The sequence below is a fragment of the Actinocrinis sp. genome (assembly GCF_035605935.1).
Taxonomy (GTDB): domain Bacteria; phylum Actinomycetota; class Actinomycetes; order Streptomycetales; family Catenulisporaceae; genus Actinocrinis.
Genome location: NZ_DATNGK010000128.1, coordinates 12,906 through 24,904 on the forward strand (window position 1 = coordinate 12,906; position 11,999 = coordinate 24,904).

At 68.8% G+C, this 11,999-nt stretch carries 8 protein-coding genes; 4 read left to right on the plus strand and 4 right to left on the minus strand.

Features of this window, described 5'->3' with window-relative positions:
* Positions 1 to 176 precede the first annotated feature (176 nt).
* Positions 177 to 509, minus strand: coding sequence for a hypothetical protein (locus tag VN779_RS10965; protein ID WP_325722364.1), 333 nt, complete (start codon positions 507 to 509; stop codon positions 177 to 179).
* Complete coding sequence (locus tag VN779_RS10970) at positions 502 to 687, minus strand: hypothetical protein (protein WP_325722365.1); 186 nt, start codon at positions 685 to 687, stop codon at positions 502 to 504. Before VN779_RS10970 ends, VN779_RS10965 begins: the two co-directional genes overlap by 8 nt.
* A gap of 239 nt (positions 688 to 926) precedes the next feature.
* Here VN779_RS10970 and VN779_RS10975 point away from each other — a divergent pair, with 239 nt between their 5' ends.
* The gene (locus VN779_RS10975; protein ID WP_349260738.1) at positions 927 to 1,676 is read left to right on the plus strand and encodes a TetR family transcriptional regulator; all 750 of its coding nucleotides are present in this window, start codon (positions 927 to 929) and stop codon (positions 1,674 to 1,676) included.
* Between the two features lie 650 nt (positions 1,677 to 2,326).
* Complete coding sequence (locus tag VN779_RS10980) at positions 2,327 to 3,772, plus strand: GH1 family beta-glucosidase (RefSeq protein WP_325722367.1); 1,446 nt, start codon at positions 2,327 to 2,329, stop codon at positions 3,770 to 3,772.
* 122 nt (positions 3,773 to 3,894) lie between these two features.
* Here the strand turns inward: VN779_RS10980 and VN779_RS10985 are convergent, their stop codons facing one another.
* The gene (locus VN779_RS10985; protein ID WP_325722368.1) at positions 3,895 to 4,581 is read right to left on the minus strand and encodes a LytR C-terminal domain-containing protein; all 687 of its coding nucleotides are present in this window, start codon (positions 4,579 to 4,581) and stop codon (positions 3,895 to 3,897) included.
* Positions 4,582 to 6,810: 2,229 nt separating this feature from the next.
* The gene (locus VN779_RS10990; RefSeq protein WP_325722369.1) at positions 6,811 to 9,051 is read right to left on the minus strand and encodes an MMPL family transporter; all 2,241 of its coding nucleotides are present in this window, start codon (positions 9,049 to 9,051) and stop codon (positions 6,811 to 6,813) included.
* A 232-nt stretch (positions 9,052 to 9,283) separates the two neighbouring features.
* Between VN779_RS10990 and VN779_RS10995 the strand changes: the two genes are divergently transcribed.
* Both VN779_RS10995 and VN779_RS11000 read left to right on the plus strand, forming a co-directional pair.
* Positions 9,284 to 10,171, plus strand: coding sequence for a TetR/AcrR family transcriptional regulator (locus VN779_RS10995; protein WP_325722370.1), 888 nt, complete (start codon positions 9,284 to 9,286; stop codon positions 10,169 to 10,171).
* A gap of 116 nt (positions 10,172 to 10,287) precedes the next feature.
* Positions 10,288 to 11,904, plus strand: a complete 1,617-nt coding sequence (locus VN779_RS11000; RefSeq protein ID WP_325722371.1) for a serine/threonine-protein kinase — start codon at positions 10,288 to 10,290, stop codon at positions 11,902 to 11,904.
* Positions 11,905 to 11,999: the final 95 nt, after the last annotated feature.

The window sequence follows — 11,999 nt, forward strand, 5'->3', positions numbered from 1 at the left end:
GCGGCGCGCCCTCCCTTCTCGTCGGCCGACCGGACCTGATGTCTGATCAGCCAATTGAGAAGTTACGAAGGGCGCCGCGGGGACTCAACGAGAAGCGCTTTACGGGCCGAGTACGACCTGCACAGCCGTGAATCTTTCACGCGCGGGCGGCAGCGGGCGGCCGTGGCGCGCCTTGATCAGGACCCGAACTTCCACAGCACGCCGTGCCCGGACGCCGAGCGCAGGGTGAGAAACGCGAAGATGGCGAGATCCGCGACGCCGAGCGCGATCGCCAGCACGGCGCGGCCGCGGCGCGGGTTGGCGCCGCGCAGGGCGGCGATGCCGAGGCCGATCGCGAGCGGGCCGAGGATGAGGTTGCCGACGAGCAGTCCGACGAGTCCGCTGATGAATGCGACGACGGACTTGCCGCTGTTGTCGCGCGCCTCGCTGCGCGATTCGTTGCGGGCGGCGCTGTTCGGGTCGGCGGGACGGTTCGACGAGACGACGCGGTTGGACGCGAGATCAGCCACGACGCACCCCCTTGCGGAAGAAGTTGAAGCTGCTGTTGGACAGGGCGGTACGGGCCGCGAACAGGAGCAGCCAGCCGCCGATCAGCGCCGTGAGCGCGAGCGCGACGGGCGCGGTGACGAGCGACAAGGCGCCCATGATCAGGGCGAACAAGGCAATTCCCGCCATCAGAAGAATCATGGTTCCACCTTCCCGGCCACGGTGCGGCCGGTCGTGGTTACGGCACCGAGCGAAACCGTAACAGTTGTTCACTGAAATCCAGGATACCCTGTCGAGGGTGAGAGAACAGTCGTTTACCGAGTGAGTTGGACCACATGAAGCACTCGCAGGCTGAGCACGCGGCGCCCGAGCCCGTCGATTCTGGGGCTGGGCTCGAGGTCAGGGCCGAGGCCGAGGCGGAAATCGAAGTCGAGGCGGGGATCGAGCTGTCGGGCGGCGTCCGCCAGGTTCGAAAGCAGCGCACCCGTCAGGCGCTGCTCGACGCTGCGCTTGAACTGCTTGAGCAGCAAAGCTTGAGCAGCCTCGGCCTGCGCGAGGTCACTCGCGCGGCGGGCATCGCCCCGGCGGCCTTCTACCGGCACTTTCCCGACATGGCGACGCTCGGTGTCGCGCTCGTCGAGGCGTCCTTCGGGAGCCTGCGCGCCATGGTGCGGGAGATTCGCGCGCAGGGTGGCGATGTGGACGACGTGATCGGGCGCTCCGTCGACGTGATAGCCCAGCACGTGCATGAGCAGCCGGCGCACTTCCGCTTCCTGGCCCGCGAGCGGCACGGCGGGGTCGCGGCCGTCCGCGTCGCCATCGCTGCCGAACTGGACGGCTTCGTGCGCGACCTGGTCGAGGACCTTTCCGCGCAGCCGGAATCGGCCGGCTGGTCTGCAACGGAAGTTCGAGTACTGGCAGAGCTCTACGTCAATCACACGATGCTGACCGCGACGGCGATCCTGGAGGCGACGACCGGCGAGCCCCGGCTGGGGGTCGACCCGGGGTCGGGTGTCGATGCGACGAGCTCTCACGCCGGTGCCGAAGTCCGCGCGGGCGCCGATTCTGCGGCGCGGTATGAGGAACGGGTCATCTTGAATGCCGCGCGGATGCAGCTGCGGCTCATCTCACTCGGCCGGCGGCACTGGCTCGAGGAACGCCCGGCCATCGAAGAACAGGATCGCGAATAGGAGTGGCGGCGATCGACCCAGCGGAGCTCACCGGCATGCGCCCACCGCTAACGACCGCAGCGCCGGCGGGACCTGATGGGCCGTAAGGTAACGCCGCAACTTCCACTCACCGGCCTCCGCATAACCGACAGCACCGTGAACCCGGGACCTGACGGGTCGTAAGGTAGCGCCCGCTGCTGCCGGGGCTCGCACCGCGCAAGCGCCACACGGCTGCCGATCTGACGGTCCGACAGCTTGCGCTACCGCTGGTCGACGACCCCTCTCGGCGGCGACAAGCACCGACCATGGCGCTAAGCAACGGTGCACCCTCCCCCATCGCCTCATCCCGCGCGATTCGCGAGCACTTCGTCATCGCTGCGTCGCCGGTGCACAAGCGGTGCGAGTTTCATCTCGAGCCGCTGGTCGCACGCCCGTTCGCGGGACACGTTTGACAGCGGTGGTCCGTACCGGGATCCTGATCCCGTGAGAGCGCTCTCAAGGTCGGCGCTCCGTACACGGCCACGCTCGCGTCACCGAGTTGGTCGGCGAATAATACGGTCAGTGGTCGGCCCACGACAGCGCGCTTTCCGTGAGCGCGACGACGCGGGGCTGTCGGGTGCGGCGCGGGGTGTTCCCGGCTGCGGTCGGGCCACCGGAAGAGGGGATTCCCCATGACAGTCACCGCGGGAGCCGCCCGAGTCGGAGTAGGGACGCAGGGGGCCGCGGCGACCGCCGCTGCGCCGCGGCGTTTCCCGGCCGGCTTTCACTGGGGGGCGGCCTCGTCCTCCTACCAGATCGAGGGCGCCTGGAACGAGGACGGCCGCGGTCCGTCGATCTGGGACACCTTCTCCCGTACGCCGGGCAAGGTGCGCAACGGGGACACCGGTGACGTGGCCATCGACCACTACCACCGCTACCGCGAGGACGTGCGGATCATGGCCGACCTCGGCCTGACCGCCTACCGTTTCTCCGTTGCCTGGCCGCGCATCCAGCCCACCGGCAGCGGCCCGGCCAACGCGCGGGGACTGGACTTCTATTCGCGGCTCGTTGACGAGCTGCTTTCATCCGGCATCACGCCGTTCCTCACGCTGTACCACTGGGATCTGCCGCAGGCGCTCGAAGACGAGGGCGGCTGGACCAACCGGGAGACCGCGCTGCGCTTCGCCGATTACGCCGAGCACGTCGCGCGCCGGCTGGGCGACCGGGTCGAGTTCTGGACCACCCTGAACGAGCCGTGGTGCTCGGCCTATCTGGGATACAGCAGCGGAAAGCACGCTCCCGGCCGCATCGATCAGGCCGCGTCGCTGGCTGCGGTGCATCACCTCAATCTGGCCCACGGCCTCGGCGCGCAAGCGGTGCGTTCGGTCGTCGGCGAAGCGGCGCAGCTGTCCGTGACGCTCAACCTGTGTGCAGTGCGGGCGGCCAGTGACAGCCCCGAGGACCAGGACGCGAAGCGGCGGATCGACGGCGTCGCGAACCGGCTGTTCCTCGACCCGATGCTGCGCGGCTTCTACCCGGCGGACGTGCTGGCGGACACCGCGGGACTCACCGACTGGTCGTTCGTGCGCGACGGCGATCCGGCTGCGATCAACGCCCGGATCGACGCCCTCGGCATCAACTACTACACGCCGCTGACCGTGGCGGCCCCCGACGGCAGCGGTCACGTGGAAGAAGTAACCGACCACCCGGGCTGTGGCGACCTGACCTACCCGCCGGTGGACCTGCCGCGCACCGTCATGGACTGGCCGATCGACGCCGATGGTCTGCACGAACTGCTGCTGCGGGTGCACCGGGACTACGACGGCATCCCGATGATCATCACCGAGAACGGTATGGCGAACGACGACTACATCGGCCCGACCGGCGAGGTGCGCGACCCGGAGCGGATCGCGTACGTGTCCGACCACATCGACGCCGCGGCGCGCGCGATCGAGGACGGCGTTGACCTGCGCGGATACTTCCAGTGGTCGCTGCACGACAACTTCGAGTGGGCGTACGGATACGGCAAGCGCTTCGGCATCGTGTACGTGGACTACCCGACGCAGAAGCGGATCTTGAAGTCATCCGCGCACTGGTACCGCGACCTGATCGCGCAGGAGCGGGGTCTGGAGCAGTAGCACGAGCGGTAGCCGCGGCTGAAAAAGGGCTACGCAAATCCATCAGGCCTCTGTGTCCGGTTCAACTGGACACAGAGGCCTGATCGGTTTGGCAGCGATTCCGGGTGGCTGCGACCTGGGGATCAGCCTGCCGGGTAGGTGTCGCCGGTCGTCCAGTCGGTACCGATGACGACGGTGACTTCCGTGTACGTGTTCGACTGAGTGAGGTTGGCGGTCGGGATGGCGAGCGCCTTGGCGACCGCCGCGGCCGAGTCGGCTCGGGTCGACGGGTAATAAACCTTCGTGACCGCGGTCTTCGTCATGTTCCCGCCCACTGTGGCGAGCGCGAAGCCGTCCTTCACCATCGCGTTCTTGATCATCAGGGCGCGCTGACTGACGCCGCTGGCGTTGAACACGGCTGCGTGCACCCGCGCGATGTCGACGGACGCCGCCCCGGTCGCGGCAGGGCCGGACGCAGCGGAGGAAGGTGAAGACGATGCGTTGGCCGCGGCACCGCTCGTCGCGTTCGCGGAGGCCATGGGACCGGCGCTCGGTGTGGTCTGGTTCGTCTTGTTCTGCGACGCGGAGGTCGGATCCGCGACTGCGCCGTTGGCGGGATTGCCGGACGGACGCGTGACGAAATAGGCGATCAGCGCGAGGACGACGACGCCTACCGTGCCGCCGATGATGGCGAGTTTGCGGTTGCCACCGCCGGCGCCGTTGTTTCCGCCGTGGTCGCCTCTGCCGCCGCTACCTGAGCGACGACCGTGGGCGGAGGAACGACTGCGTGAGCTTTCCTCTTCTTCGTCGAGGTCGACGTCGCGGTTCACCCGGCCCTCGGCGCGGGCGGCGCGACCGGCCTCAAGGCGAGACTGGCGCGGTACTGACCCGGCGGACGGCGCGTCACTGTCGGAAAAAGGCGGGGACGGGGGCAGGCCGGTAGACGGGGACCGTAGGCCAGCCCTCGAGTCGGGTCCTGAAGCTGGCGGCCGCTGTGCGCCAGGGCCTGATCCGCGCGAGCCGGGGGAACTCGGCGGCGAGAAGGGGTCAGCCGACGGCGCGAAGGGAGCCGTCGGGAAGGCACCGGACGAGAACGGAGCGGACGGCACGTCGGCGCGCGAATCGCCGGGACGAGTGCTTCCGGCAGGGTACTGACCCGGTCGTGGTCCGTCGGGCCGTGGCTGACCCGGTCGTGGTCCGTCGGGGCGCGGAGCTTCGGAACGATTCGATTCGGGGCGAGGCGCTTCAGGGCGCGAGGTTTCGGGGCGCGGCGGCGCATCGAACGCCGGACGGCCGTACTGCGCGGTGCGGTGCTGTCCGGAGTCGAACTGAGCCGAGTCGAACTGACCTGAGTCGAAGCGGTCGCTGCCGCGAGTCGGGAATTGACCAGAGTCGCCTTGGTCGCGGTCACCAGTCGGGAACTGACCTGAGTCGAAGCGGTCACCGCCGCGAGTCGGGAATTGACCAGAGTCGCGCGATTCGCCGGTGTGTTGCCCAGTAGCGTGCTGGCCGGTATCGAACTGACTCCGGTCGAACTGGCTCCGGTCGAACTGGCTCCGGTCGAACTGGCTTAACGGCTGCTGTCCCGTTCCGAACGGCGTTGAGTCACGGTCACGCTGACTCGCATCGAACTGGCCCGTCCTCTGCTGTCCCGTCGAGTGCTGTCCTGTCGAGTGCTGGCCGGTGGTGTGTTGTCCGCTGTCGAACTCGCTCGAGGCGAACTGGCCGGTCCTGAACTGTCCGCTGTCGCCTAGACCCCGTCGGGTCGGATCGGAAATGCGCGGCAAGTCGGCGCCGGTAGGCAGATCGCCATAGTCAGGCGGCGCCGCGCGCGGCGCTTCGTTGCTGTCGGGAGCTCCGCCGTGCCGCCCTCGGGTCGGCTGCGACGATCCGTCTAATCGCGGCTGAGCCTGCGGCGGCGGATTCGACGGCTGGAACGCGGACGTCGGCGCGGCGGAACCGATGCTTGGCGGCTGCGGTTGCGACTGCGAGGGCCCGGGAGGCAATGCGGCATGCGGACGCGCTTGCCGCGGCAGATAACCGTGCCCTGGGGCGGACTGCGGCTGCGCCGGGCGAGGAGGCGTGAGCTGCGGCGAAGGCGCTTGGGGGCGTGGCGGCGCCGGATGAGCCGCCGGACTTGGTGCGGGATTCGGCGGCTGTACCTGTGACTGCGGCTGGTAAGCAGTGGGCGGCAGGGCGGGCCGCACGCGGCCCTGCTGTGACCGCGACGGCTCCGGAGTCTCGTCAGGCTGGTAGGCCGGCCGGAAGTCGTCCTCGCGCCGCACCCCGACGCCGCTCGGCAGCCCGGTGGACCCGCCTGCGTCCGGTCCGGTGCCGCCGAGCCAGCTGTCAGAACCTTGCTGCGTTGAGGCGATTTGGTGCTGCGCCGGGTCCACCCGCCGCTGCACTGCGTCCAATGGCTGCCGTGCTGGATCCAACGGCTGCCGTACTGGGTTGGCCCGGTGCTGCGCCGGGTCGGATTGCCATCCGGTGCCCGGCTGCTGTTGCGCCGCGTCCATCCGCTGTTGCGCTGCGTTGAACTGTTGATGCGCCGTGTCCAACTGCTGACGCCCAGTGCCCGGCCGTTGCTGCGCCGCGTCTGTCCGATGCGGCGCTGCCTCCGGTGGCTGCTGTGCTGGGCCGGGCCGCGGTTCGTCAGGGCTCTGTCGGGAGGGGCCGCGCCAGGCGGGCGCGCTCTGCGCGTCAGGGCTCTGCCTGGCGTGGTCCGCCCTGCGGTTAGCGCTCGCCTGCCCACCGATGCTCGGCCGCAGCCACGAGTCCGCTGGTGAGGCCGCCGCGTCCGCGCCCACATCGGAGCCGGCGACGGGCTCGGTCCCAGCCTCCTGCTGCCACGGCTGCTGCCGGTCCCACGGACGTTGCAGCTGCTGCTGACGCTGCCACTCCCGGTAGGCCTCGGACAAGCCGTCGCCGCTTTCGGCGCCGTGCTCGCCGCCCTGATACCAGCCGCGCTCGTCGCTCATCGGCCCGGATCCCTTCCGCGCCAGCCGACGGCCTCGGCCGGACCGCGTCCGGGCCGACCTCGAAGACCGACTAACCGACTAACCGTTGTCTGCGTGTGCGAGTTGACTGTAGCGGCTGTCCGGTTGTCCAGTCACTGGTCCGTCGCTCAGTCCGATGCGGCGATGCACCGCGCGCAGCCAGCGCGGGGCGTACCAGATGCGCTCTCCGGCGAGCGCGGTGACCGATGGCACGAGCACCCCGCGTATCAGGGTCGCGTCAAGCAGAACGGCCAGTCCGGCGCCGAGCCCGAGCATCTGCAAGAAGCTGACTGTGCTGGTGGCGAAAGCGAAGAAGGTGACCGAGAGCAGCCCAGCGGCCGTGGACACGATCCTGCCGGTGCGAGCCAACCCGTGCACGACCGCGGTGTTCGTATCGGCACCCTGATCGTGCATCTCCTTGATGCGGCTAGTAAGGAAGACCTCGTAGTCCATCGACAAGCCGAAGGCGAGGCAAAGTGCGAGCACTGTCATCGACGTGTCCATCGGCCGAGGCGTCGCGTCCAGCAGCGAGGTGAGATGACCGTCCTGGAAGACCCAGGTCATCACGCCGAGCGCCGCCGAAAGACTCAGACCGTTGATGATCAGGGCCCGGATGGGTTGGATCACACTGCCGGTGAACAGGAACAACAGCGCGAAGGTCGCGATGACGACGATCAACAGCGCCCAGGGCAGGTGCGCGCCTATCGAGTGCTTCGCGTCGACCAACGCCGCGGTGCGCCCGCCGACCAGCGTGTCGACATGCTCCGGCCCCGGCAGCGCTCTGATATCGCCGACGAGTTGCTGCGCGGCGGCGGAGGTCGGGTCGGGAGCTATCACGATCGAGTAGCGCTGCGCGGCCGCATTGCCGAGCAAGGCGGCTCCGGGATCGCCCTGTGCGGCGCGTCCGGCGGCGAAGGTACCGGCGCTGCTGTCGACCCGGACGACCCCGGGCAACATCGAGAGCTGACGTGCGTAGTCGGCGTTCGCCGCGGCGGACGAGACCGGGCCGGCTGTGATCACATTGACGGTCGTCGACGTGTCGCCTGCGAAGTCCGCGCTGATGACCTCCGCGACCTGGCGGCTGGATATGCCCGGCCGCAGCACGGTTTGGTCCGGCGTGCCGAAGGTCACACCGAGCAGCGGCGACGCGGCGACCAAAAGCACGGCTAGCACGGGCACGGCGGCGAGCACCGGTCGACGCGTGACACCCCGGGCTATCCGGCCCCACAGCGGCGAGGCGTCTCCGCGTCCTGATGCGGCCCAGCGCAGCCGGCCGGCGTTGACCCGGTGCCCGAGGACTGAGAGCAATGCCGGGATCACGATGACCGTGCTGATCGCGGCGATCAACGCGACGCCGATGCCGGCGAATGCGAAAGACTTGAGGAAGTACTGCGGGAAGATCAGCAGCGCGGTGAGTGCCACGGCGACAGTGGTCGCCGAGAACAGAACCGTCCGACCCGCGGTGGCCGTGGTTCGCACGACCGCGTCGCGTACGTCCTGGCCGGTGGCCAACTGCTCGCGGAACCGGCTCACCATCAGCAGCGCGTAGTCGATGCCGAGCCCAAGCCCGAGTTGCGTGGTGAGGCTGACGGAGTAGATGGAGACGTTGGTTATCGACCCGAGGATGAACAGCTCGGCGAACGTCGCCAGGATGGCTATGCCGCCGATGGCGAGGGGTAGCAGCGCGGAGACCACGCTGCCGAAGGCGAACATAAGCAGGATCATGATCAGCGGCACGGCGATTCCCTCGGCCAGCGCGAGGCTCTTGCCCACCTGAGCATTGACCTGGACGTTGACCGCCGCGTCGCCGCCGGCGAGCACCGAGATCGCCGGGCTGCCGACGCCCGCGCCGGGCGCCGCGTATGTGGCTATCAGGCTCTTGGAGCTGTCAGTGACCTGCTGCGCGTCACCCTTCACATGCAGCAGCACCATCGCCTGCGTGCCGTCCTTCGAGCGCAGCGACGGCGCCGGAGTCGTCCAATAGGAGGTGACTCGATCGATCGTCGCGGAGCGTGCTTTGAGCGAGTCGGTCAGCCGCAGCCCGGCCGTCTGCACGTCCGAGGAGTCGACCGTGCCGTGTTGCGCGTGCACCAGCAGGATCAGGTTGTCCTGGCCGCCGAACTGCGCGTCGATCTGGTTGGCCGCCCTGGTCGACTGCGAGTTCGCGTCGTCGAAGCCGCCGCCTTGCAGCTTTCCGAAAGCTCCGACTCCGATGACCGCCGCCACTGCTAACAGAATGCCGGTCACCAGCAGCACGAGTCGCGCCCGCCGGTACATCAAATCGCCGAGTCTGTGAAGCATCCGTCCGCCCTCCATCGGTGGATCGCCGTCCCCTGTGCCGCTTCCGGCCGGCGGCTGCGCCGTCGGCCAACTCTGTGGTGTTGCCGCCCGTTGTTCACGCCCGCGAGCGCGCCGTACCAGTACCGCTTCGGATGTGTACGGTGTTTACTTCGCGGGTAAGTCCACGGTATCGAGCAATGTGAACGGCGTCAACATCTGCGAGCCGGAAAGGTGGCGGGTGATAATGACGGGCATGAACGCGCACGCCGGGGCCGCCAAGACCGGTCCAAACGCCGAGCCCGCGAGCGAGGCGGGTCGCGGCGAGGCTAGGCGTGACGCGTCCGGTCGCGGCAAGGTGGCACGTCCTGAGATCGGTCACGGCGAGTCAGGTCGAGGCGAATCAGGTGGCGAGGCTGGTCGGGACGAGTCCGGTCGTGGCCGCTACCACCACGGCGACCTGGCCAATGCGCTGACCCGGGCGGCCGTCGCGCTGGCCCGCGAGGGCGGTCCGGATGCTGTGGTGTTGCGCGAGGCGGCGCGGCGGGTCGGCGTGTCTCCGGCAGCGGCGTATCGGCACTTCGCAGGCCACGATGAACTGCGGTATGCGGTCAAGCAGCGCGCTCAGCAGGAACTGGCGGACGCGATGGACGCGGCTATGCGAGACGTGGAGCCCATGGCCGATCCCGCTCCTGAGGCACTGAGTCGACTAGGCGCGATCGGCGCCGCTTACGTGCACTTCGCGCTCGACGAGCCGGGTCTGTTCCGCACCGCGTTCTGCCGCACTCCCCCGACCTCGCCGGAATCGGACGATTCGGCCCCGGCATCGGGCAATTGGCACGGGCCTATGGCGGAGGAGGAAGGCGGGGAGAAGGAGCCGAGAGCGGACGAAGCGTCGGCTGAGGTCAATGACATGCTGCGTTACCGACCGTTTCAAATGCTGAGCGAAGGCCTCGATCGGCTCGTCACGCTGGGCATTCTGCGGCCCGAGCGCCGGCCCAACGCCGAGATTCCCGCGTGGTCGATGGTGCATGGCCTGGCCACGCTGCTGCTTGACGGTCCACTCCAGGTGGACGACGAGGCGGCTAGGGACGCCCTTTTGGAACTGGCGCTCAGAACGATCGTCGACGGGCTGCTGAGCTGACGGTTCGCCAGGTTCGCCGGTCTCGCCCGATAAGTGCGCCTGTTGAGTACCTTACGAGTCACCCAAGCTTGCAAGGTTTCACCGGACCGTTACGCCGAACAGGCGATAATCCCGGGATGGACTCCGCGACGCCCGCCCCGGTGATGCCGGGCACCCTGATCGCCGATCGCTACCGCCTCGTCCGGCCGCTCGGCGCGGGCAGCAGTGCGACCGTGTGGGAGGCTGCCGACACCGCGCTGGACCGGACGGTGGCGATCAAGCTGCTGCACAGCTCCGCTCTCGCCGACCCAACCGAGCGCGAGCGGCTGCGGCGTGAGGCGCGTTCGCTGGCCCGACTGGCGCATCCGCGCGTGACGATCGTCTTCGACTACCTGGAGCAGGTACAGCCGAACGGCAGCGTCCAGCCGGTGCTGGTGACCGAACTGCTGCACGGCGTGACGCTGGCCGAGCGGTTGCGCGTCGGACCGCTGCCGGTCGCGGACGCGGTCACGGTGTGCGCGCAACTGGCCGACGCGCTTCGGGCGGCGCATGAGGCGGGGATCGTGCACCGCGACGTCAAGCCGGCCAACGTGGTGCTCACGCCGGGTGGTGCGAAGTTGCTCGACTTCGGCATCGCGCTCGCCGCGACGGATTCGAGCCTCACGGGCAGTATGGCGATCGGCACACCGGCGTGCATGGCACCCGAGCAGCTAACCGGGCGCGGCGCCGTGCCAGCGTCTGACGTGTACGCACTCGGCTGCGTCCTGTACTGGTGCCTGACCGGGCGTCCGCCGTACGACAGCCCGAACGTCGCTCAGGTCGCGGAAGGACACGTATACGCGCCGCCGCCGCCGCTTACCGCACCGGGCCTTTCGCAGGGCGTCGTCGACGTGTACCTGCGCTGCATGGCAAAGGACCCGACCCAGCGCCCAAGTGCATCGGATGTGTTCGCGTTCCTCTCGCAGCCGACGGCGAACGTTCCGATGTCGCCGGAGCACACGATGGTGATGCCGTCGTACGAAGTGCCAACCCAGGTCACCGCGCGACCTAGCCGGGGGCAGGGCCAGGGACCGGGCCGTGGACAGGGCGGATCGGCTGTCGCAGGGGGCATCGGCGGCGGCGCGCGCGGCGCGGCTTCGAGCACTGAGAGCAGGAGCCGCGGCAGGGACTCAGGGCTCAAGCTGCTGGTCGTCGCGCTGTTCGTCGCGGCGGCGGCCGCCGGCATTACCGCGCTTGTGATGAACACCGGAAACACGAGCAAAACGAACACTGGCGGGCCGTCGTCTGCAGGTCAGAGCGCGGCGAGCACCAGCGCGCCGACGACCTCGCCGACCCCGGCGTCGCCGTCCCCCGTCGATACGACCACCACGGTCGCGAATGCGAACCCAGTGTTCGGCGATCCGGCGGCGGACCCGATCGGTTACCTCGAGGCAATGCGTGCGCAGATCGACGGCTTCATCGCGCAGGGCCAGGACACCATCGACCCGAACACCGGCCGCGATCTACAGAACTCCCTTAGCGATGTGGAGAACGCGGTCACCGCTGCGCGGAACAACGGCGGTGGCGGCAGGCAGCAGCGCGCGGTCCAGCAGAAGATCAACGCAGTCGAGCAGAAGATCAACGACGATCTGGACAACGGCCAGATCTCACAGGGCGCGGCCGACCAACTGACCGGCGAACTGCAGAACCTCTCGAACGGCTTGGCGAACAACAACGGTGACGGAGGCGACGGTGGCGGTGGCGGCAACAATTGACGCTCCGTGATCCACACCGCCGACAGCCGATAGGGTGACGGCCATTGATCGGCCGCCAGGGGCTACCCGCTCGGTCTACCCAACCGGATCAACCG